This is a genomic window from Bacillus sp. BR3(2024), from assembly GCF_039134555.1.
Taxonomy (GTDB): Bacteria; Bacillota; Bacilli; order Bacillales; family Bacillaceae_G; genus Bacillus_A; species Bacillus_A cereus.
This window is the reverse complement of record NZ_CP152433.1, coordinates 2,113,903-2,137,820: the sequence shown is the minus strand read 5'-3', so window position 1 is coordinate 2,137,820 and position 23,918 is coordinate 2,113,903. Positions and strand designations below refer to the sequence as shown.

Below are 23,918 nucleotides of genomic sequence, written 5' to 3'. Positions count from 1 at the left end.
GTTAAAAGTCGAAATAATTTCTTTTTAATAGACGCGGTCTTCCCATTAATTCTTCATATGTTAGTTGTTTTGGTAAATCTTTCGTGTAAATTAAGAATAATTGATCTTCAATTTCTTTTACTGTATGGTCTGATTGATAGTCCATCCCGCACGAGGAACAAGAAATACATGGTGTCTCTTGGATTTCAATGGCTTTCGTACCATCTGGTAATTCCCAATATACAGTATTCAAGCTTTCTTTCGCTTCTGTACTGTCACACCACATACAATTCATACTGCATCACCCTCAGTTTTTTTGTCGTTTTCTTCTAACTTAGCCATTTGTGCTTGATATTTTTTATCTTTTAATTGATCGCGCTTATCACGTTTATCTTTTAAAGATGCATGAGTATCATTATCTTCGTAGTCTTTACGACGGTTCATACGCTGTAAGTCGTCTGGAACGAGGTTAAATTTCTTATCGCTCATAAGACCTGCGATACCAACATCTGAACGTTTTTCTTCGTAGTTCGGATAAATCTCTTTAAAGTATCCTTCCGCTCTTCCTGGAATATAGCTCTCTGGCTCTGGATACGTCGTAATAACACCTTCAAAGTTACGAAGCACAACTTTATCTGCACTTTGTGAGATTAAATAGTTTGGCTGAAGTGCAATTTTACCGCCTCCACCTGGCGCATCAACAACGAATGTCGGAACAGCATAACCAGATGTGTGTCCACGTAAACCTTCAATAATTTCAAGACCTTTAGATACTGGTGCACGGAAGTGACCGATACCTTCAGATAAGTCACATTGATAAATGTAGTATGGACGTACACGGATTTTTACTAAGTCATGCATAAGTTTTTTCATAATTGGAACGCTGTCGTTAATACCAGCTAAAATTACTGCTTGGTTTCCGACTGGAACACCAGCATTCGCTAACATTTCACATGCCTTTTTCGATTCTTCAGTAATTTCAATAGATGTATTGAAATGTGTATTTAACCATACTGGATGGTATTTTTTAATAATGTTACATAAGTTTTCTGTAATACGTTGTGGGAATACTACTGGTGCTCTCGTTCCGATACGAATAATCTCAACATGCGGAATCTCTCGTAAATTTTTTAATACATATTCTAAAATTTTATCGTTAATTAGAAGTCCGTCACCACCGGAGATTAATACATCTCGTACTTGTGGCGTTTCACGAATATAAGCAATTGCATCATCTAATTGTTTCTTCGGTACACCCATTCCAATTTGTCCACTAAAACGACGACGTGTACAGTAACGACAATACATAGAACATTGATTTGTTACTAAGAATAGTACACGGTCCGGATAACGATGTGTTAGCCCTGGAACTGGTGAATCTTCGTCTTCGTGAAGTGGGTCTTCTAAATCATATTTTGTTTTATATAACTCTTCCGAAATCGGTACTGATTGCATCCGAATCGGACAGCGTGGATCATCAGGATTCATTAGCCAAGCATAGTACGGTGTAATGTTTAACGGGATCGTTTTCGTTGAAATTTTAACGCCCTCTTCTTCTTCAGGTGTTAAGTTAATTACTTTTCTTAAGTCATCTAACGTTTTGATCGTATTCGTTAATTGCCAAACCCAATCATTCCATTGCTCTTCAGTAACATCTTTCCATAATTCGATATCCTTCCAGTGACGATTTGGTTTGTATACATCATGTAACATTGCTATTCCCCCTTTTTATACGCTCATCCTTTATATAAGCAATAGTTATGCCAACTTTACATTGTTGATAAGTAAATGTGCGGAGAACCCTATTACATAAGCGAAAAAATATTTTTAAGCGTTGTATGAAATCAATACTTAACATCATATTCATTACTTTTTATATATGTAAACGCTCTTTTATTGGTGCAAACACACAAAAACCGCCGATTATTCGGCGGTTTTGTCGTACTTGCTCAGTTTATATTGAAGCGTTTGACGAGGGATACCCAACATTTTTGCGGCTTGTAATATATTCCCTTCCGTTTCAATCAACGCTTGATCTATTAATTCTTTTTCTGTTTGATGAAGTGCTTCTCTAAGTGGCATTATACCCTTCTTCTTCGAAAACTTCTCTTTCCGAAATGTACGTGGTAAACAATTGGCTGTTAATGTATTCCCTTCTGCAATAATAACAGCATGTTCAATCGTATGTTTTAACTCCCGTACATTTCCAGGCCACTGATAAGCTTGCAGTCTATCTTTCGCTTCCTCATCAATTTGAAGTACACCTTTTTTATAACTTTTATTATATTCTTTCAAAAAATAAGATGCTAATAATAGTACATCCTCAGTTCTTTCACGAAGCGGTGGGATATATAATGAAAATACGTTTAAGCGATAATATAAATCAGTGCGAATTTTATTCTCTCGTAAACATATTTCTGGAGGCTGGTTCATCGCGGTAATAACACGAACATCTACTTTTCTCGTCTTATTATCACCAATTCTTCTAATGACTCCATCTTCTAACACTCGTAACATTTTTGCCTGCAAATCAAGAGGCATTGAATTCAGTTCATCTAAAAATAATGTACCACCATCAACAAGTTCAAATAGCCCAGCTCTTTCAATCGCTCCCGTATAGCTTCCTTTTGTCGTTCCAAACAATAAACTTTCTAATAGCGACTCTGGTAAAGCTGCACAGTTTTGTGCAATAAATGGCTTGTTTTTTCTTTTAGAAGCTTCATGAATTGCTTGTACGAACAGTTCTTTTCCTGTTCCTGTTTCACCATATATTAAAACATTCGCGTCTGTTGGTGCTACTTTTTGTGCTAACTCTTTCGTCTGTTTAAACCGCGTATCATTTGTCACTATCGTCTCAAATGCAGCGTGCTTTTTAATCACTTTTTTTCTAGATGATCGCTTTATTTTCGACTGTAAGTCAACAATTGTGTCAGTAAGCTTTTGAATTGTAGAGTAATCCTTTGCAATTTCAACAGCCCCAGCAATATTCCCATCTATAAAAATAGGTAACGTCGTATTTACTGTACAAACATCTTCACCATTTAAATTTTGATAATGTTGTACCTGATGTACGATAGGTTTTTTTGTATCTAGTACTTTCATCAATGTACTCGTTTCCCTTGATAAAGACGGGAACGCTTCTAACAGATGTTTCCCTAACACTTTTTCAATCTTCGATCCATCGTGTTTTGCAGCTACAGAATTATAAAATATTGTAATTCCATTTTCATCTACAGCGTGTATAGCCTCATCAATACTGCCCAAAATCGCTTCAATGACTTCTTGTGTCGAAACTGCTAGCAATGTCATCCCCCCTCTTGCCGAAAATCCAGCAATTACATGCCGAATTTTCGGCACACCTATGTGCGATTGTAAGCATGACGATTCCGTTCTATAATTTTAATCAATTTCATATTTTCATTAGATAACTCGAAACTCTAATTAGTACGGCTTTTTCAAACACCCAGCTCCACCTAACTGTTTTGCTTTACAGCCAAATTTTGAGGCGGAAGTTTTACTGCTTTCGAATAGCTAGATAGATCTTTCACCCATATATTCATATCTTCCAACTTATCGAAAATGTAGCAATTATTCGCCAGTCTTCCTGTATACGTATAGCCTAATTGATGAAAGGCAGCATTCATTCCGAAAGAAAGCGATCGAGCAATTGTATAGGAGCAGAAAATAGATCTTTCTTGAAGTTCTTCCTCTAATTTAATTAGTAAACTTTTCATAAATCCATGTTTACGGTATTCAGGTAAAGTAGCACAATTCGTTAATTCTGCATTCCCTTCCTTTATGTTCATTTCTGCAGATGCTGTACTAATAATTTTCCCCTCAAATTCATACACATAGTAAATTGTATCGTCTTCTTTTATCGTCTGTAATACATAACTCGCTTCATTTAAAGGTGTCGGATACACTTCAAATACTTTTCCGAATACAGTTGCTAATTCTTCTGCATCTTCTTCAGTCGCTTTTCTCAGCAAAAATTTCTCTGGAACTACTTTTTCTTTTATTTCTTTTCCTTTTACACCGCTTAATATAGTATCTTCCTCAATCCAATGCATACTATTTCGTCTTTCATCATTATTATATTTCACAAAAAAGTATGCATCGTGTCCTTGAAAATAATGAGGTATCGTTGCTTCCAACAAAAAACCGAAAGAGAGCCATGTTGAAACATGCTCTCCCTTTCCTTTAATAATACATTTAGTGAAAGAATGTTTCTCTGCTAGTTCGTCAATTGTCTGTATAATACTTTCAACATTTCCTGTATAGTGATCTACCCGAATACGCTTATTAAAATAATCTAAAACACCTTCTACTGTATAACAATTCGTCTGTTCTCTAAAAGATTCATAGTATTTCATTTTTTCACCTCACACCAATCTAGTAATGTACATGCAATAATTTTTGCGGCAGCTATCATTTTATCAACTTCTATATATTCGTTTGGATAGTGTGCTACTTTCGTCTCTCCTGGACCAAATACTATTGTTGGTACGTTTGCAATTTGTGTAAATAAACCTCCATCAGTCCCCCACGGAGATGCTTCAATAATTGGTTCGTTCCCTTCGATTTCAACAAAGTTGTGATGAAGTGTCGTAATGAGTTCATGATTCTCTTCTAGTTCACCAGGAACCCATCTCGCTCCAAACCATTCTACTTCTACTGGATTTTCAACAAACCAATTGTCCACATCATTTAATTCAGCAATCCAATTCTCAAACTCTTCTTTTGCCGCCTCTATAGTCTCATTCGGCGCAACACCGCATCTTCCTTCTAAAATTAATTCATCGGGAACAGAACTTGGCCAACTCCCTCCTTCAATTTTCCCAATGTTAATTGGAATTGGAATCGGAATTTCTTTAAATAACGGATCTGTAATTCGACTATTTCTTTTCTCCTCTAGCTTTCTTACATGTTCTATAACAAACATACTTTTTTCAATTGCACTAACCCCTTCATAGCGCGTTCCACCGTGTGCAGCTTTCCCTTTTACACGTAGACGAAACCACATGGAACCTTGTTGTTTCGGGAAAAACTTCATATTAGTAGGCTCCGGAATAATGACACCATCTGCCTTATATCCTCGTAATATAGTTGCTAATGTCCCTGCTCCGCCACTTTCCTCTTCTATTACACTTTGAAAATAGATGTCTCCTTTTAATTCAATGTTAGATTCAATAATCGCTTCCATCGCAAGCATAAGTGCGACATTTCCGCCCTTCATATCCGTCGTTCCACGGCCATATATACGATTTCCGATTTTCTCACCGCTATAAGGATGATGTTCCCACTGATTCACATCCCCTTCTGGAACTACATCAATATGCCCATTCAATATCATAGATTTCCCGTCGCCACTTCCTTTTAAAGTTGCTACAATATTTGGGCTATCTGAAAAACTTGTACGGGGTGATACAAAATAAGGATGATCTTTCATTTTAGAAAAAGAAGGCTCCCATATATCGAGCTCTAAACCTAATTCACGTAATTTTTCAATCACAATTGCCTGCGCACCGCTTTCATCACCAGATACGCTCTTTTCTTGAATTAATCGTTTTAAAAATTTCACACTTTCCTCTTCATGGCTCTCAATATAATCACAAACTTGCTTTTTTAATTGCTCCATATATTACATCTCCCTTCATTCAATTACTAGTAAGTTAGAACTAATTTGAAAATCAGCTTCTGTATGTCGTTTTACATCTTCTACTGTGTATGGGCTCATTAATTCTTGTAATATAAGTCCACTCGGAGTTACCTCCATGACTGCCATATCAGTAATAATTAAATCTACACATTTCTTTGAAGTTAATGGCAATGTACACTCTGAAACAATTTTTGCATTTCCGTACTTATCAACATGATTCATCACAACAACGACCCGCTTCGCTTTTTGTGCTAAATCCATTGCTCCACCAATACCTGGAACACGTTTTCCAGGTACAATCCAGTTTGCTAAATCACCATTTTCACTTACTTGTAATGAACCAAGAATCGTTATGTCTAGCAAACCTTTTCGAATCATCCCAAACGCTGTGCAGCTATCGAAATAACTCGCTCCTGTTATAAGAGAAGTTGGTAAACCTGCTGCATTACACAAATTTTCATCTTCATTCCCTTTACTTGGCGTTGGTCCCATGCCGACGATTCCATTTTCCGCATGAAACATAACATTTATATCTTCAGGCAAATGATTTGGTACAAGCGATGGTATGCCAATACCTAAATTTACAATCATACCATTTTGTATTTCTTTCGCCGCACGCCTAGCAATCTTATCCCTCACTTCTACGCCCATACCCATTTCCAGTTCACTCCTTCCGACGGTACAATATAATTTACGAAAACACCTGGAACGACAATTTCCTCTGGATCTAAACTTCCAAGCGGGACTATTTCTTCTGCTTCTACAATTGTTATATCCCCAGCCATAGCTACATGGGGATTCATATTTCGTGCACTTTTGTCAAATACAAGGTTACCAAACGGATCTGCCTTTTTCGCATATACAATTGAAACTTCAGCAGTTAATGCTGTTTCAACTAAGTAGGTCTTACCATTCATTTCAACTGTTCGTTTTCCCTCTTCCACAATCGTATCAACACCAACATCAACTAAAACACCACCAAGACCAACGCCACCAGCGCGAATACGCTCTGCTAATGTTCCCTGCGGAGAAAACTCAATTTGTAACCTTCCCTCGTTTAGTTGCCTTCCTGCATTTGGATTGGAGCCAATGTGAGAAGTAATTATTGATTTAACTCTTTCATTTGTAACAAGACGACCGATACCTACATCAGGAAATCCAGTGTCATTTCCAATTAAATTTAAATTTGTAACGCCTTTTTCTAAAATTGCCTGTATTAAAGATGGAGGGGATCCAATCCCTCCAAATCCCCCAAACATCAATGTCATATCATCATGGAACAAAGAAATTACTTCCTCAATTTCTTTTAATTTACCGAATGTATTTGTAATAGTTGTCATGCGATACTATGCCCTCCTTTTTGCATCATCTCTTCCACACTTTTAGAGAAAATTGAAAGTAATTCATCTAACTCGGAATATGTAGTTGTCATTGGCGGTGCTACAAGCAGTGCACTATCTTCTTTTCCTGCTTGCCCTGAAACTGCTTGGTATAACAGCAGACCATTTTTAGCTGCAACTGAAATAAGCTCTGACGCTTTTGTAAACGGTTGCAATTCTACCCCGATTAGCAACCCTTTTCCGCGCACATCAGCAATGATTGTCGATTGTTGCTGAACTTTCTGTAAGCCTTTTATTAAATACTCTCCCTTTTCTGCTGTTTTTTCAGGAAGATTATGTTTCTCCATATATTCAATAACAGCTAAAGCCGTTGCTGCAGACAATGGATTTGCACTTAACGTATGACCGCTCATTACTGAACGTGATCCACGTAATATTGGTTCCATAACACGATCACTTACAACTGTCGCTGCCATCGGTGTATATCCCGCTCCTAACCCTTTACCAAGTGTCATAATATCCGGCTCTACGCCCCAATGCTCCATCGCAAACCATGCTCCAGTACGACCGAGCCCAGTCATTACTTCATCCGCAATAAATAAAATATCGTAATGGTCGCAAATCTCTTTAATGACTTTATAATAGTCTTTCGGCGGAACAACCGCGCCTCCAGCTGCTCCGATAATCGGCTCAGCAATAAAAGCAGCAATATGCTCTGCACCAATTCTTTCAATTGATCTTTCTAGTTCAGTCGCACATGCCAGCTGACAAGTTGGATATACCTTTTGAACAGGACATCTGAAACAATATGGAGCTGGTATAGTCGGATAATCTTCCAAAATAGATACGAAACGTTGTCTACGTAGTGGATGCCCAGACATCGATAAAGCACCCATCGTAATACCGTGATAACTCATCCATCTTGATAAAATTTTATGTTTCCCTTGAATACCTCGCTCTTGAAAATGCTGAATTGCAATTTTCATAGCTGTTTCATTCGCTTCCGTGCCACTATTTACAAAAAAACTCCAGTTCAAATCTCCTACACTTAAATCACTTAACTTCTTCGCTAATTTTTCAGCTGGTTCACTCGTAAACTGTGATCTATAAACGAAAGCAATCTCCTCAGCTTGCTTTTTAATAACGTCTGCAATCTCCTTTACGCCATGCCCAATACCTGCCGTAATTGCTCCTGACGAACCATCAAAATATTTATTGCCATTTTGATCATACAAATAAACACCTTTTCCATGTGAAATCATTGGATACGGCTGACCAACAAGTGGTTTAATTAAGTAATCGCGCATAGCGCTCCCCCATTTCTCCAATTTGTATATATATGAAGAAAATTGACGTTTCTTTCATAAAAAAGAATCCTCTGCAAAAGCAGTGAATTTATCAAAAAACTATTATAAAATATACAAATGAGTGCTTAAAAATTTTTATAAAACAGAAAATTCAGAACTAAAAAACCGAAGACCAACCCTTTTCTATACGCCCAAATAACCCTCCTTTTTATATGAAATGACTACATCACCAAATGTTTTTATAGCATAATGCCAACTGTCCTTAAATGCCGACATTCTGTACACTTCGACGGAACTCCCGTTAAACTCCTTCCTATTATCCTACTTTAAATTGCATATTTTAAAACAAATTTCGACACCCACCTTACTAATCAATTCAGATTCCTATTCATTATGTAAACTTTTCAGTTTTAAACTATAAAAAAAGAACCGATTAACCACACTAATCAGTTCGTCATGACGCTCTCTTATGGGTTAATACTGTCAATTGCTAAAATAAATAGAAAAATGAAGTTTACAAATTCATCCTACAGCCTATAACACAAAACCTTTTCATAACTTCATTCACAATTACTATCGGGATATCCCTATCCCGAAGTGGCACTCCTTTCCTCAGATTCAAAGTATCTTTCCTTTATAATTTATGTAGGACAATTATCACTTTGTATGTGTATTTGCCTATAATTAAAAAAATCCCTAGTTTTCTAGCGATTTTTGGACATGTATTCAATATGTTAATTGAAATGCACTTTCAATTTGACATTTATTTTACTTTCGTACAGTCATATGTACTGCTTTACTCTGCGAAATTCTCGTAAGCACCAGCACCTCTTTATGAAAACATATTTGTTGTCAATTTTTAATTTTCCCTTTATAAAATCATTTTTTTTGCATAACCGCTTTCTTGCTTCGCATATAGTTTTAATGATGACAAAGGAGGAATGTTCATGTCTCAATCTGAAATCGAAAAATATGGACAAGAAGTTACACAATACGAACAACTCGCACGTTACTATCAGTTTCGTAATCCTAAAAAATATATAGAATTATATATGAAATATTACGATGCACTATCAAAACTTGTACAGGCGTATGAAACAAGAGACTCACAAGAAGCTGCTTTACCGTCACATATAAGAATTTTTCATGCCGATCCAAATATACCAGCGGTTGACATTTTAGTAAACGGACAAAAGGTTATTAAAAATATTTCATTTAAGCAATTCAGCCCTTATTTATCATTAGTGCAAGGTAAATACCGTATAGATATTGTTCCTGTCGGAAATGAAACTCCAATCTTTTCAGCGTTGGTACCAATAATGGGAAATCATACTTATACTCTTGCTGCAATAAATAGTGATAATCACCTACAATTACAGCCTATACTTGATAATACACATTTACCAGCTGGTCAAGCCAAAATACGGTTTGCACATTTCTCTCTAGATACCCCTGTTGTAAACGTAGATTTAAAAGATGGGGATCATTTATTTGAAAATGTACTCTTTAAACAAATAACAGATTTTTTGCAAGTTAGCCCTGGTACAGCAGATATTGAAATTTCACTCGCAGATAATAAAAACGTTTTATTGACTATACCAAAATTCAATGTTGAACCAAATGTTATTTATACAATTTCAATAGTAGGTTATTCAACTAAAGATCCTAAATTAGAAGCCGTTATACTCACAAATTAAAACAGTCTACACCATTCATTTGGTGTAGACTGTTTATTTTTGAAATGCAATTTGAAATTCTGTCCAATCGTTATCTGATCGACACATAATGGATCCATTATGTTTTTCCACAATTTGTTTACATACAAATAATCCAATACCAGTTCCTAACTTTTTAGTAGTTACAAATGGTTCAAAAATCGTTTCTACATTTTCAGCTGGAATCATTGGTCCATTATTTTTTATCACAATTCGAATAGCTTGATCTTCTTCAAATACATCAATGATAATTTTTCGTTCTTCTTTCATTGATTCAAGAGCATCAATTGAATTCATTAATATGTTTAAAAATACTTGTCTCACTTCACTCCGATAACCAACAAGCGGAATTGGATACGGTAAATTCTTTTCAATCAAAACATTCGCATTGACCAAACTCGGATATAAGAATTGTATAATGTCTTGAAACAAGTCATTAAGCCAAAACCGTTCCGATTCATTCCACATTTCTTTTTTCGATACGAGTAAAAATTGCGAAATACGAAAATTTAATTGATCTAATTCATGAGAAATAATATCTAAATACGATAAACTCGGATGATCCGCCTTTAATAATTTAACAAACCCCATAATGGAAGTAAGCGGATTACGAAATTCATGTACAAAACTAGCTGACATTTGCCCTAAAATCGTCAGCCTTTCTTTATGTGTTTCGTTAATATATTGCTGTTTTTCCTCTAAATTCTTCGATATAATTTCCGAGTATTTTAAAACGGTATAATAAATTAATTTGTCAAAACAAGTATGTATTTTTGCCATAATTGGTTTCAATTCACGAGCGCTAACATCTAATTCACACATCGCTTCGAAAAGTTCATTTCTTCCCACGTTTGCGTTATAAACAAAATCTCCAATATTCGCATCTGCTCCAGCACGTTCAATAGCAATTTTCTCACATAACGGTTGAAGATAATTTATATCTTTATCTTCCATAGTAAGTTCGATAATTAACTCTAGTAAATCCTCTCCATTTTGAACTACTTCTAGTTTAAATGGATCTTTTTCGGAAATTATCATTTTGTTTTTCCAGTTCTCTACGAATTGGTGCCTATTGTTTTTCAAGTGTGAACAAAATATTTCTTTAATATCCTTATCGATTGGAAAAACCTCCATTCCCTCCATTTCCATACGACGAATACCCTTTATATTTTGAATATTAACACAAAAAATACGATTCGTTAATAGATTTTTGTCACATTTTGTTAATTTCTGTTGATAAAATTATTTTTTCTTTCTTATTTAACTAATTGTATACAAATCCCCTTTTTCCTTCACATATTTTCATTATTTCCGTAGTCAAAACGACTTTTTTTTGCATCATTTTTAATTCTTGCGTACAATAGAAAATGAAAGGTGTGAAAAATATGGTAAATAAAAATGTGGAAGATTATCTCCAAGAAGGCATTTACGGCCAAAAGCAAAACAAACCAGAAGAACGTAATATGTATTTAACTACATTACGTGAGCGTGTGGAAATCGCTTTAACAATCGGTCAAGTAATGCAAAGTAATGTATACTCTGAAGTGGCGGGTAGCATGCGCTCTTCTCAATCATTACAACTCCTCCTAAATGGTGGCATTGCTTACCCACATTTATCAAAATACATTAAATTAGCAAACGAAAAAAATGTTCCTTTTACAATTGTTCAAAATAAAGATACAAAAACACCAATCGGTTTAGTATTAACTCATGCTACTGCTATAGATAAAGAACAAATTTATGTAGAAGATACTATTTTCAAACAAGAAATGAAGTAAAAGTTACACTTAATTAAATAGTTACTAGAAGCGTAAAAAACGAGTATGGAATCGTAAACATTTCCTACTCGTTTTTTAGTGCAAGTTTTAAGTTTTTCCACTTTATTTTTTAATACATACTAATTTCATTTCTGTCATTTCTTCTATTGCATATTTAATTCCTTCGCGTCCCGTGCCACTTTCTTTCACACCACCATAAGGCATATGATCTACTCTGAACGTTGGAATATCATTAATCATGACACCACCAACCTCTAGCTCATCAATTGCACGCATTGCTTTAAATAAATTATTTGTAAATACTCCTGCCTGTAAGCCGTAACGCGAATTATTTACTTGCTCAATCGCTTCATCAAATTCTTTAAATGTATTTACTGTCATGAGTGGACCGAATACTTCTTGGCACTGCACAGATACATGATCTGGAACATTTGTTAATACAGTCGGTTCAAAAATTCTTGCATCCTGCTTCTTACCACCACATAAAACAGTTGCTCCTTCCTTAATTGCTTCTTGAACCCACATATCAATTCGCTCTACATCTTTTTTTGAAATTAAAGCTGATACATCCGTTTCCTCAAGCAATGGATCACCAACAACAACTGATTCCATCGCTTTCTTTAGCTTTGAGAGAAATTCATGTATTTTCGTTTCATGTACAAAAACACGTTGTACTGAAATACAAACTTGCCCATTATTAACAAATGCTCCCCATTTTACACGTTCAATTATTTCATCTGTTAACTCTACATCTTCATCAATAATAACAGCAGCATTTGAGCCTAGTTCTAACGTAACTCGTTTTAGCCCAGCCTTTTGTTTTATTCCGATTCCAACTTTTGGACTTCCGGTAAAAGTAATAGAAGCAACGTAATCATTTTTGACGATTGCCTCACCAACCGTGGGGCCAGGGCCAGAAATGATATTTAAAGCTCCATTTGGCAATCCTGCCTCTTCAAATAACTCAACTAATGCATAAGATGATAATGGCGTTTGATCAGCTGGCTTTAATACAACTGTATTTCCGGCAGCGATTGCTGGTCCAACTTTATGCGCTACTAAATTTAATGGGAAATTAAATGGTGTAATAGCCCCTATAACCCCAATCGGCTTTCGGATTGTATATGCAATACGCCCATCTGCACCAGGTGCGGCGTCTAATGGCAATGTCTCACCATATATACGCTTCGCTTCTTCAGCTGCAAATTTGTACGTTTGAACAGTACGATCTACTTCTCCCCTTGCAGCACGTATTGGTTTTGCAGCTTCTTTTGCAATAATCTCTGCAAATTCTTCTCTTCTTTCATCCATTTTTTGTGCAACTTTCTCTAAAATAGTCGCACGATCATATGCAGATAATTTATTCATTTTTGTCATTGCATTTTTTGCAGCAGTAACAGCCTCTTTTACATCTTCTTCCGTTCCTTGTGCAATTTCCGCTAATGTTTCTTCAGAATATGGTGCGTATAATGGTTTATACGTGTTTACAGATTTCCAACTTCCGTTTATATATAAATGCTTTTTCATACTTCTTCTCCTTCCAAATATATGTATACAACAATACTTCACCTAGTGAAAGGTTCAACTTATGTCATTGTATCATAGCCCCTATCCCTCAAAAAACATTATGCTCAAAAAAACTCTGCTATATAGCAGAGTTTACGAGCTAATTTGCTCTTGTAACGAAATTTGTTTTTCATCTTCTAAAATAACAATCGATTCTACTATCTTTGTAACTTCTAATCTTTTTATATAATGTCCATCTAATTCTTTCACACAAAACTTATAATTTTCAATTTCAATGGAATCCTCTTCAGCAATCTCTATATTCTTCGTTAAAATCCAACCACCGATTGTATCAACACCATCATCATCAATCCCTAAACCAAATAACGTATTCACTTCACTAACAAGTACTTTTCCCTCTAGTATCGTCTTCGTTTCACTAACCTTTTGAATTTCTGGCTGCTCATCCGTATCAAACTCATCCTGAATATCTCCAACAATTTCTTCCAAAATATCTTCAACAGTAACAAGTCCAGATGTCCCACCATATTCATCTATCAATATAGCAATATGTGTTCTTTCTTTTTGCATTTTTAAAAACAAATCATGAATTGGAATAGAATCGATAACTAAAATAATTGGTCTCACATATTGCTCTACTGTCTTCTTATTAACAGCTTTATGTTGTACAAACTCAGTAAAAATATCTTTAAAATTCACAAAACCTATTACGTGGTCTTTGTCGCCATCAACAACTGGATACCTTGTATATTTTTCGCGAGACATTTTTTGCAAAGCTTCTTCAGCAGGCATTTCTTTACTTATAATATTCATTTCAGTTCGAGGTACCATTATTTCTTTTGCAATCCGATCATCAAATTCAAAAATTTTATTTACATATTTATATTCAGATTGATTAATCTCACCATTTTTATAACTTTCTGAAACTAACAACCGTAATTCTTCTTCTGAATGAACCTCATCATGCCCCTTCGGCGGTTTCAGCCCTAGCAGCTTCGTAATGATTCGAGCTGAACCATTTAATAGCCAAATGAATGGGAATGCAATACGATAAAAGAAAATTAACGGCTTAGAAACAAGCAAACTCACTTGTTCAGATTTTTGAATTGCAAATGTTTTTGGGGCCAATTCCCCTATTACAACATGTAAAAAAGTAATTAACAAAAATACTAAAGTTACAGCAAAAATGTCTGCTAGTTGAGTAGAGATATTCCAATTTGCAAAAAGCGTATCAAACATTTGCTTTAACGCAGGTTTACCAAACCACCCAATTCCTAAAGCTGTAACAGTAATTCCTAACTGACAAGCAGATAAATATTCGTCTAAGTTTGTAATGACTGTTTTGACCGATGTTGCACGATTATTTCCTTCTGCAATTAAATAGTCAATTCGTGAACTTCTCACTTTAACAATTGCAAATTCTGCTGCAACGAAAAATGCCGTTAAGGCAATTAAAACAATCACTATACTTATACTATATATGTCCAAATACTTTTCCTTACTTACTTTGTAAGCAAGGAAGCCACCTCCTACTTAATTTTATTCAAGTGAAGTAAGCATTCTAATACTCTAACAAAATTCTACATTAGCAACCACCTTTTTATATATTATATGCATACATAAAAAAGATATTTATCATTATGATAATCTAATTCATTTACACTCGTCAAATTATTCTAAATGTTACGATAAGACATTTTTATTTAAAAGAACTATTCTCCTCAACTCAATTTCGTGAAAAAACACTTTCTTTGCCGATTCCACACTTCTTTTGTCGCACTAGAAGGGAACTTACTTCATAGCTCGAAATCATTCAACAGGATATATATAGGGGGGATTATTTTGGAATATAAAACACCATTTATCGCAAAGAAATTAGGTGTTAGCCCAAAGGCTGTTGTCCGGATCGCGCAACAATTAAATCTTACGATAGAGAAAAACAAATATGGCCACTTTATTTTCACACAAGAGGATGTCGATCAAATGTTAGAACACCATCGATTTCAAATAGAGCAATCTCAAAATTCTCAATCTACTCAAAAGGCTTCCTCAAATGAAGTTGAGGAATTAAAAACTCAAGTTAATACAATTGTTCAAAACATATCATCGAATGATTTTGAGCAATTAGCTAATCAATTAAACACTATTACGAGAAGACTTGATCGAATGGAAGAACAAATGCAAGATAAGGCAAATGATGTCGTCACGTACCAACTTTTACAACACCGTCGTGAAATGGAGGAAATGTTAGAGCGAATTCAAAAGTTAGAAGCTGCCCTAACGAAAGAAGAACCCATTTATATTACTCCGGATTCAAAACCAACATATGAACGAGAAAAGAAACCGAAGCGCCGCAAAATGATTTTTAGTATATTTGGATTATAATTTTTAGACCCTTATTAAAATAATAAGGGTCTTTTTTAATGAAGAGTTATATCCTATACAAATATTATTCTCTTTATTATACATATTCACTTCGCTTTATTTCGTTAACATAATATTTTTACTGTATTCTGTAATTAATGCCTGTGCATGAGCATTCCCTTGAATCACATCACGAAATTCTTTTAAAGAATACAAATGCGTAACCCCTTTTCGAGCATGAATTCTTACTGGTACACCTTGTAAAGTATCATGAAACTGAAAAGGATTATCTATTGGTTCAATTGGAAAACCAAGTGTAAGTAAATACATATACATTCTTTTTGTTACTGCTGCAATGTACCATTCAGCTTTTGTTTCTAACGCATGTATAAATAAAATAGCTGTTAGCCTTTTGAAATGTCCTCTTCCACGAGACGTTTTCGAAATACTTAACTTGCCTATTTCATATACATTCTTCAAATCTTTTACTAAATCATTTTTAGAAAACGGATAGAAAAACTCAGAATTCGATTGTTCAGGTACCGTATACTTAATACATTCTACTGTACCAATAGGATGTTCATCTTCTATTAATAAAAATCGTGATGGATTTAAATTACGTTCTACGAACATTAAGTTTCTTTCTTCACAAAAATCTCCCCATAGTTGCTCGAACCCAAAATGTTCTTCCTTTGTTTGAACACGCTGGAACATATTTAACCGCCTTTCCCATCGCCGCTCTGTTTTTTTGATAACGCTTTCACTATCTATCATATAAGAACAAATCTTCGTATGCAACTAAAAATATTTATGACTTATTATATTCTGCAAAATGAATTAGATTCCAATTTAATCGACTTTTATCCCGCGCTCACATTCCTTTTAATAACACATTTGTAGCACTTTTCAAATCTAAATTACACTACGTTTCTTTCCATACAGCATATAATTCTTCTTAATCTAAAGAAATCCTTTATGAAAAAGGATTTCTTTTACTTCTTAATGCTTTTTAGCCATTTTTCAAAAATTTGTACCATCCCATGTTTTCCAGCTAATTTCTCTTCCCCTTGTTTCGTCTTATATGGATATAACTGCAAGAAAACACCGCATCCAGACTCAATTTTTTTACTATGCATATGGCTTCCTGGATATACACAAATGACTTCATAAATTGACCTTCGATAATAGACTCGCTTTCCATCCTGTTCTTCTACATACTTTATAGACCAGTACTTATACATTTGCTCAGTTGCTTTCGTATTTCCGACGTGCTGAAAAATATTGTACATTGGACTATACTTCACTTCAATAATAATAGAAGATTTATATACGTATTTCCCATCTTCTTTTACATAACAGTCTAAGCGAATATCTGGCTTCTTCGTATCCTCACCATTGTAAAAATTACTACCTTTACTTAATGCAATAAGAGGATGTGTTTCAATTAAGTCATTAAATGCGACATGCACCTTTATATCATCTCGTTCTAAAACTACTGTCGTTCCATCTTGTAATCCATCTACATAAAAATGTTCTTGTATTTGTTCACGGATGGAGTTTCTAGCCTCAAAACCAATTTGCTCTAAAAGTGAAATAACGATAAAAAAAGCGTAATATTCATACACTAAAAACGTTGGCTTATAAACAAATAATAATGATGGAGATTGATCCGTATATTGCGGGAGTACTTCTAAATGATGTAGTAATTGTTGATGTGGTATCGGTAAATCATGTAAGTTCATGTTACTTGTTTCAGTAACTTCCCTCCAAAATGAAGAGTGCATTAACATTTGAAAGTATTGTACATTTTCATGCACAATATGCGCCAATATTTTATATTCTTGTATTTTCATTGAGCTCTTTCGTAAATCGGCTTCTTTTAGTAAATGTATATTTTTATATTTTTGCTTCTCTCTATCGGTTACTGATCCATTACGCTCAATTGTTTGTATAATCATTTTTACAGCTTGAAACTCTTCTGATTTTTTCTTTTTTTCTCTTTCTAATATTTCAATTGTTTGACGTAAAAAACTTTTAGCTTCAATTAAATAATGATAAAATTGCATCGCTTTATATTTAAGAAATGCATTTTCCTTACTATTTTTTTGTTCCATAAACTTACGATTATAATGTTTGGCATAAGGTTTTCGTTCTGCCACTATAGTTCCTTTTCTTGTTGGCTTTCGCTCTTTTCCTTCCCATTTATATTCATTTATAAATTTTGAGCTTGATTCTATTTTCTTAAAGATTTGCTTTATCATTTTCATTTTTTGCGGTAACTTTCTAAGTAACACTAAATAAGAAGAATCCTCAATATCGCTAAGTGCAGAGAAGGTTTTTTTATAGTAACCTCTATCCAAAATCAACTCATTTAAAATTGACTTCACATAGTCTTGAATCATTTCAAATTGATCATCAAAAAAGTTTTTCGGTACGATTTGAAATGCGCCATAATACGTTGTATCTTCTATACGCACTTCAAAATGGTATAGACCACAGCGCCATGGATAAAAGAATTCTGTTTTCCCGTGTTCATATATTAATACTCTTTGTTTTTTTTCATTTATTTCATATTGAGCCTCTTTTATATTTTTCTGTCCCTCATATACTTTATTCCATATAAAAGTAATATTCATTGGGATTTCATAATTGTACTGCAATCTTATTGGTTTTAATTCTTGTACTTTATAAATACATTGAACTAATGCTGTAGTAGATGTACAAAGACGATTTAATAAAATATAATCTCCTTTCCCCTCATTTCCAATGATTAACTTTAATACAAAAGGGAGCGTTTCATTCGTATCAACGATTTTTGTTTCATAACGCCCTTCATTTTGCATATCCATACAACTCCAGTTCTCTACGTTTTTCTCGTATATATGCTAAAGAGTGTTCAAATGTAGATACTCTGTTTGCAAGTGTAGATTGCAAAAGAGGTACTAAGGTCGCCCCCCTTTTTGCTTCTTCAGAAAGTAAAGGCCCAACCATCATTTCGGTCCCTCTGATTTTCGTCAATACACGCTGCTTTATTTGTAAATCAAACCCCTCTTCTCTACTAATCATATAGGTATGGTTATTTTGAAACGGTATGTTTTGCAAATAAGTCGCAATTGCATTTGCACATCGGAAAGAAATTCCCTTAGACGCGTCATGTGATGACAATACGACATGCAACTTATCTAATAGCTCTAATTCTTCTTCAGAAAACACTTCAATCATCGCTTTATTTCTCATCCAATTTATCCGAAATTCTCCCGCCGTTACTTTCAAAGGTGGATGTAATACGACTTTCGCCTGTTCCATGCCCATCTCACAAAACGGAATTTTCTGTAACGTTATTAGGTTCGTTCGGTCTAATAATCGATCAGAGAGCTCTTTCGTTGTTTCATCAAAATTTACAGTACCTACAAATATAATATTTTCTCCAATTTCAATTGTTGATGGAATTGAATTCTCTATGTCCTGTACACCCTCATACAAGTTTAAAATACGATTTTTTGTTTCAAGTTCAAGAACAGATAGAAACGGAGTAAACCAATGCTCAATATGAGACATGTTCATTTCATCAAAAACGATTATATACAGTTGATTTGGATTTTCTTTCGCCTTCATTAACGTCCTAACTAACTTCGCTTCAGATTCAATAAAAGTACCATTTGGATGAAGGTAACCAAGTAAATCATGTGGTTCTTGATACGATGGCGAAATTGGAATCCAAACCAACTCTTCCCCATACTGTAACCCTAATGCTTCTGCATAAGTTTGCACAAAACGTGATTTCCCAACGCCCGGTATACCACCAAGAATCGTTAACATATTTGTTTTTACACTTATATGGAAATTATAAATATCCGTTTCATCCAAATATAACCCTTTATTATGCACCATACTTTGTACATACTGTAAAAAGGACGATTCACGCTCATCCCATTCCCATTCATCTTTTTGTATTTTTATATCCTCTACTTCAACTAGCTTACCTTCTTCATGCATTCGTTTTTTTAATTGCTCATATACATAATCACTTACAAAATATAATTGATCTTCTACCGCTATTTCTACATACTTCGTCCAGTCACTGCAGTTTATATATTTACATTCACGTTTCTGTTCAAAATAGGCGATTGAGCTAATTGATGACTTTAGGGATATGTTTCCGTACAGTCTTCCATCGTGCCACAATAATTCGGGAGGCTCAAAGTCTTTCGGAAATTTTGGCATAAGAAATGATAAATAACCGTTGCTAAGTTTTCGCTCTAAAGATTCTCTTTTTTTATGATTTGTAACTTTAGGTGCCGGAATCATTTTATAGCTGCTTGCTATTTCTTTCGGTTCTTCTGTACATATTAACTCCACGTATACATTTCCTCTTTCATAATAAAGACGAAACATTACTAATTGCTTTTCTAATTTCCTCTTCTTTAATTCCGAAAAGATTTTTTCATTCTTTTTATTGCTACATAACCCTTCAAATACATATGGTTCATTTGTAAATTGTTCCTGTAAAGTGAATGGTATTGGCGATAAGCAGTGTACAAAGAAATTCTCTCCACTCTTCTCTTTCTCAGCTTTTGTAAATTTCCCTAAAAATCTCATATAGTACATTCGTTTTATAAAACTTGGCTGAAGAGCTTTATGTAATTTCACCTTAGTCACCTTCTTTTTTCATACTATTCTTAGTGTATGAAAGAAACGAAAAACTAGAAATAAAAAACCTGACGTTATCCGCCAGGTTCAAAATAAAAACTTATATTAATGAGAAGGAAATGCTTTTTTCTCTTGTAAAATTGCATTATGAGCAATTTTCATTTTCGCAAGTACGTAACGTAATCGATCTTCAGCGTTTTCATCTTTACTTATTTGTAATTCCGCCAAATTTTCAACAGAACTTGCTAAATTTTCAATGACTCCTCTTAGTTCAGGATGATGATTAAAAAAAGATTCTTGCACTAATACTTTCCTTAACTCACTAGCTAAATCAATTATTCTAGACAACTGTTCTTTTTCTTCCATTCTCATCCCTCCTGAATATCTTATGTAGTAAATATTCTCTAAACAAAGAAAAAAGCCCTTTAAATGAAAAGGACTTTTTACATTTTTATATTTCCAGTTAATAACATATATATTGATGTGATAGCCGCAACAATAATTGCCCACATCACATACTTCTCTGCACCTACAAAGCAACGGTTCCCTTGTTCTTTTCTTGCAAACGTGTAAACAATAATTCCAATTCCATACACAATTGAAACGAGTAGTAAATTCTTTAAACCAGCTGCATAAAGAAGCCATACAGAGTAAATAGAAGCAATTAAAGCTAACGCTCCGTTTTTTAATTTAGCGTCTTTTAGTTCGTTTGTAATGACTAATTTAAATTGGAATAACCCTGATAATAAATATGGTAATAAAATTGATGTTGATGCAATGAAATACATAATTTGATATGTTGATTCCGAAAACAAAACGATGATAAATATAATTTGGGCAACACCATTTGAAATCCATAATGCCATGTGCGGTGTTTGCTTCTTATTTGTTTTCGTAAAGACTTTCGGAAATACGCCATCTTTTCCTGCTACATGAGAAATTTCAGAAACAAGTAAAAACCAGCCAATTAATGTACCGACAAGTGAAGCAACTAATCCGATGTTAATCGCAACTGCACCCCATGGACCAACAACGTGCTCTAATACATGTCCCATGGACGGAGTTTCTAACACAGAAAGTTCGCCTCTTGTCATAGCTCCCATTGACAGGACAGAAATTAAAATATAAATGGACATTACTAAAATAAGTCCCAATACTGTTGCCTTACCAACATCTCGACTATTCTTCGCTCTTCCAGATAATACAACCGCTCCTTCAACTCCAATGAAAACCCAAAGTGTTACAAGCATTGTATTTTTCACTTGACCAAGTATAGCGGAAAGTGAGATCGTTCCTTCTCCCCAAAAATCATGTGTAAATGTGTCCCAGCGAAAGGCTGTTACCATTACAACAATAAATAAAACGATTGGAACTAACTTCCCTATTGTTGCGATCACATTCATAATAGAAGCTTCACGGATTCCAAATAAAATTAAAAAATGAAGTGTCCATAATAAAAGTGATGCCCCAACGATAGACGCAACATTATTTCCTCCTTTGAAAATTGGAAAGAAATAACCTAATGTACTAAACAGTAACATAATTGTTGCGACATTACCTAAGATTCCTGCTAGCCAATATCCCCAAGCACTATTAAATCCAATATATTCACCGAAACCAGCACGTGCATAACTATAAATTCCACCTTCAAGTTCCGGTTTTTGTCTTGCTAACGTTTGATATACGAGCGCAAGTGGAATCATTCCCATCGCTGTAATACACCAGCCAATTATTATTGCACCACTGTTTGCTCCTACTGCTAAATCATGCGGTAAACTAAAAACACCGCCACCAACCATTGTTCCAACTACTAATGCGATTAATGGAAAAAATCCTAACTTCTTTTCTATTTGTACCACCCCATCTGTCATTCTAGGTGTTATGTTCGTTCAACTATTAAAGTCACCTTTTTCTCTAATAGACGTTTCTCTTATATTTTTTCAGGAAAACATTACTTATTCTAAAAGAAAATGAACAAAAATGGAATACTTTTTTGAAAAAATGTATAAGTATGCACAAAAAAACCGCTCATTTTGTAATGAACGGTCATTTCAAACATATAAATTTGTATATTTCTTGTAAATTTAACGAAGTAACTTCTCTTTTTGTAAAAATTGTTTTGCGACTTCTTCACTACTTTTACCATTTACGTTAACTTCATAATTCATTTTTCGCATTTCTTCATCTGTAATCTTTCCAGATAATTTATTTAATACCTTTTCAAGTTCAGGATATTTCTGTAACGTTTCTTTTCTTAATAATGGTGCTCCTTGATAAGGTGGGAATAACCCTTTATCATCTTTCAGCACTTTCAGTCCGTATTGCTCCAATTCACTATCTGTTGAATATGCATCAATTACGTTAACATCTCCAGATTCAATTGCGCTATAACGCAGCTTCGGCTCCATCGTTTTAACATTCGAGAACTTATAGTTATATAATTTTTGCATTCCTTTATAACCATCTTCACGATCAGCAAATTCCAATGTAAATCCTATTTTGGCTTCCTGTGCAACATTCCCTAAATCAGAAATTGTATTTATATTCTTTTGATCTGCTATTTTTTTCGGCATAGCTAGTGCATATGTATTGTTATACTCCATCGGCTTCAACATAATCATATTATATTTCTTTTCCATTCCAATGCGAGCCTGCTCATATACTTCATCACGATTTGTACTCTTTGGTTCTTCTTTCACGAAAGTAGATAAAGCTGTTCCTGAAAATTCTGGATATATATCTACTTCCCCTGATTTCAACGCTTCAAATACAAATGCTGTTTTTCCAAGACCTGGTTTTAATTGTACGTGTAAATCTGTATCTTGTTCAATAAGCTGCTTATACATTTGAATTAAAATTTCAGGTTCTGATCCAAGTTTGCCCGCAATAACAATATCTTTCTTTTCTGTACTCCAAAGAAATGGAGAAGCAATCATTATACAAACAATACATATCGTCAATATAACACGCTTAGAAGAGCGTTTCGGTCGTTCAAGTATGCGAAGTACTATATCAAAGAATAAAGCGAGTAACGCGGCTGGTACGGCCCCTAAAATGATAAGTGCATGATCATTTCGATCTATACCTAATAGTATAAGCTTACCGAGCCCACCAGCACCAATGAGAGCTGCTAATGTAGCCGTTCCAACAATTAATACCATCGCTGTACGAATACCGGCCATAATGATAGGCAATGCAAGAGGAAGTTCTACCTTCCACAATCTTCTCCAACTATTCATCCCCATAGCTTTCGCGGCTTCTATTAGAGATTCATCTAATTCCCTTATTCCTGTATATGTATTTCGTAAAATAGGTAATAGTGCATACACAACTAATGCGATAATCGCTGGAAGTTTTCCGATTCCTACTAATGGAATTAATAGTCCGAGTAATGCAAGTGATGGCACTGTCTGCATTACTGCAGAAGTTCCTATTATAAATTCAGCCATTCGTTCTTTTCTTGTTAATAAGATGCCAAGTGGCACCGCTATAATTACTGCAAAAAATAATGAAATAAGCGATATTTGTAAATGCTCACTTAATGCAGTTAGTAATTCTATTTTTCGTTCTTGGAACGTTTGTATAAAATTAGTCACTGT

The 23,918-nt window shown here is 34.5% G+C and carries 20 protein-coding genes; 3 read left to right on the top strand and 17 right to left on the bottom strand.

What is annotated here, in order from left to right:
• Nucleotide 1 precedes the first annotated feature (1 nt).
• The 8 genes from V7S45_RS11095 to V7S45_RS11060 form a co-directional block, all read right to left on the bottom strand.
• Complete coding sequence (locus tag V7S45_RS11095) at nucleotides 2-274, bottom strand: YokU family protein (protein ID WP_000995763.1); 273 nt, start codon at nucleotides 272-274, stop codon at nucleotides 2-4.
• Entirely contained in the window at nucleotides 271-1,692 is a 1,422-nt protein-coding gene (ablA, locus tag V7S45_RS11090; protein WP_000902142.1) for a lysine 2,3-aminomutase, read from the bottom strand. The genes V7S45_RS11095 and ablA overlap by 4 nt, the downstream gene beginning before the upstream one ends.
• Nucleotides 1,693-1,902: 210 nt before the next feature.
• Complete coding sequence (gene rocR / locus V7S45_RS11085) at nucleotides 1,903-3,288, bottom strand: arginine utilization transcriptional regulator RocR (protein WP_011110073.1); 1,386 nt, start codon at nucleotides 3,286-3,288, stop codon at nucleotides 1,903-1,905.
• 164 nt (nucleotides 3,289-3,452) lie between these two features.
• On the bottom strand, nucleotides 3,453-4,352 hold the full coding sequence (ablB, locus tag V7S45_RS11080; protein WP_000878593.1) for a putative beta-lysine N-acetyltransferase: 900 nt from the start codon (nucleotides 4,350-4,352) through the stop codon (nucleotides 3,453-3,455).
• On the bottom strand, nucleotides 4,349-5,617 hold the full coding sequence (locus V7S45_RS11075; RefSeq protein ID WP_000436698.1) for a peptidase: 1,269 nt from the start codon (nucleotides 5,615-5,617) through the stop codon (nucleotides 4,349-4,351). The genes ablB and V7S45_RS11075 overlap by 4 nt, the downstream gene beginning before the upstream one ends.
• A 15-nt stretch (nucleotides 5,618-5,632) precedes the next feature.
• The gene (locus V7S45_RS11070) at nucleotides 5,633-6,295 is read right to left on the bottom strand and encodes a CoA transferase subunit B (protein ID WP_000525293.1); all 663 of its coding nucleotides are present in this window, start codon (nucleotides 6,293-6,295) and stop codon (nucleotides 5,633-5,635) included.
• Nucleotides 6,280-6,978 carry an acetate CoA-transferase subunit alpha gene (gene atoD / locus V7S45_RS11065; protein ID WP_000208102.1) on the bottom strand — a complete coding sequence of 233 codons (699 nt, stop codon included), beginning with the start codon at nucleotides 6,976-6,978 and terminating at the stop codon, nucleotides 6,280-6,282. The genes V7S45_RS11070 and atoD overlap by 16 nt, the downstream gene beginning before the upstream one ends.
• Nucleotides 6,975-8,285 (bottom strand): aspartate aminotransferase family protein, encoded by a 1,311-nt coding sequence (locus V7S45_RS11060; protein WP_001205882.1) that lies wholly within the window; start codon nucleotides 8,283-8,285, stop codon nucleotides 6,975-6,977. Before V7S45_RS11060 ends, atoD begins: the two co-directional genes overlap by 4 nt.
• Nucleotides 8,286-9,232: 947 nt before the next feature.
• On the opposite strand from V7S45_RS11060, the gene V7S45_RS11055 reads away from it, so the two are divergent.
• Nucleotides 9,233-9,982 (top strand): DUF4397 domain-containing protein, encoded by a 750-nt coding sequence (locus tag V7S45_RS11055; RefSeq protein WP_342761807.1) that lies wholly within the window; start codon nucleotides 9,233-9,235, stop codon nucleotides 9,980-9,982.
• Nucleotides 9,983-10,015: 33 nt separating this feature from the next.
• Here V7S45_RS11055 and V7S45_RS11050 read toward each other — a convergent pair whose 3' ends face one another.
• Nucleotides 10,016-11,149, bottom strand: a complete 1,134-nt coding sequence (locus tag V7S45_RS11050; RefSeq protein ID WP_000425086.1) for a BA2291 family sporulation histidine kinase — start codon at nucleotides 11,147-11,149, stop codon at nucleotides 10,016-10,018.
• A gap of 236 nt (nucleotides 11,150-11,385) precedes the next feature.
• Between V7S45_RS11050 and V7S45_RS11045 the strand changes: the two genes are divergently transcribed.
• Complete coding sequence (locus V7S45_RS11045; protein ID WP_000247558.1) at nucleotides 11,386-11,778, top strand: YueI family protein; 393 nt, start codon at nucleotides 11,386-11,388, stop codon at nucleotides 11,776-11,778.
• 102 nt (nucleotides 11,779-11,880) lie between these two features.
• Here V7S45_RS11045 and V7S45_RS11040 read toward each other — a convergent pair whose 3' ends face one another.
• The gene (locus tag V7S45_RS11040) at nucleotides 11,881-13,305 is read right to left on the bottom strand and encodes an aldehyde dehydrogenase family protein (RefSeq protein WP_065382285.1); all 1,425 of its coding nucleotides are present in this window, start codon (nucleotides 13,303-13,305) and stop codon (nucleotides 11,881-11,883) included.
• A gap of 132 nt (nucleotides 13,306-13,437) precedes the next feature.
• Nucleotides 13,438-14,793 carry a hemolysin family protein gene (locus V7S45_RS11035; protein WP_000356254.1) on the bottom strand — a complete coding sequence of 452 codons (1,356 nt, stop codon included), beginning with the start codon at nucleotides 14,791-14,793 and terminating at the stop codon, nucleotides 13,438-13,440.
• Between the two features lie 354 nt (nucleotides 14,794-15,147).
• Here V7S45_RS11035 and racA point away from each other — a divergent pair, with 354 nt between their 5' ends.
• A complete protein-coding gene (gene racA / locus V7S45_RS11030; RefSeq protein WP_000456023.1) occupies nucleotides 15,148-15,690 on the top strand; it encodes a chromosome-anchoring protein RacA in 543 nt (180 codons plus the stop codon).
• 96 nt (nucleotides 15,691-15,786) lie between these two features.
• On the opposite strand, the gene V7S45_RS11025 is transcribed toward racA, so the two are convergent.
• The 6 genes from V7S45_RS11025 to V7S45_RS11000 form a co-directional block, all read right to left on the bottom strand.
• The gene (locus V7S45_RS11025) at nucleotides 15,787-16,383 is read right to left on the bottom strand and encodes a hypothetical protein (RefSeq protein ID WP_000487796.1); all 597 of its coding nucleotides are present in this window, start codon (nucleotides 16,381-16,383) and stop codon (nucleotides 15,787-15,789) included.
• A gap of 278 nt (nucleotides 16,384-16,661) precedes the next feature.
• Nucleotides 16,662-18,512, bottom strand: a complete 1,851-nt coding sequence (locus V7S45_RS11020; RefSeq protein ID WP_089607469.1) for a hypothetical protein — start codon at nucleotides 18,510-18,512, stop codon at nucleotides 16,662-16,664.
• Nucleotides 18,502-20,319 carry an AAA family ATPase gene (locus tag V7S45_RS11015; RefSeq protein ID WP_025687406.1) on the bottom strand — a complete coding sequence of 606 codons (1,818 nt, stop codon included), beginning with the start codon at nucleotides 20,317-20,319 and terminating at the stop codon, nucleotides 18,502-18,504. The genes V7S45_RS11020 and V7S45_RS11015 overlap by 11 nt, the downstream gene beginning before the upstream one ends.
• Nucleotides 20,320-20,424: 105 nt before the next feature.
• Nucleotides 20,425-20,685, bottom strand: coding sequence for a hypothetical protein (locus tag V7S45_RS11010; protein WP_000391445.1), 261 nt, complete (start codon nucleotides 20,683-20,685; stop codon nucleotides 20,425-20,427).
• A 77-nt stretch (nucleotides 20,686-20,762) separates the two neighbouring features.
• Nucleotides 20,763-22,190, bottom strand: a complete 1,428-nt coding sequence (locus V7S45_RS11005) for a basic amino acid/polyamine antiporter (RefSeq protein ID WP_000129447.1) — start codon at nucleotides 22,188-22,190, stop codon at nucleotides 20,763-20,765.
• Nucleotides 22,191-22,403: 213 nt separating this feature from the next.
• On the bottom strand, nucleotides 22,404-23,915 hold the full coding sequence (locus V7S45_RS11000; protein ID WP_342761806.1) for an ABC transporter permease/substrate-binding protein: 1,512 nt from the start codon (nucleotides 23,913-23,915) through the stop codon (nucleotides 22,404-22,406).
• Nucleotides 23,916-23,918 lie beyond the last annotated feature (3 nt).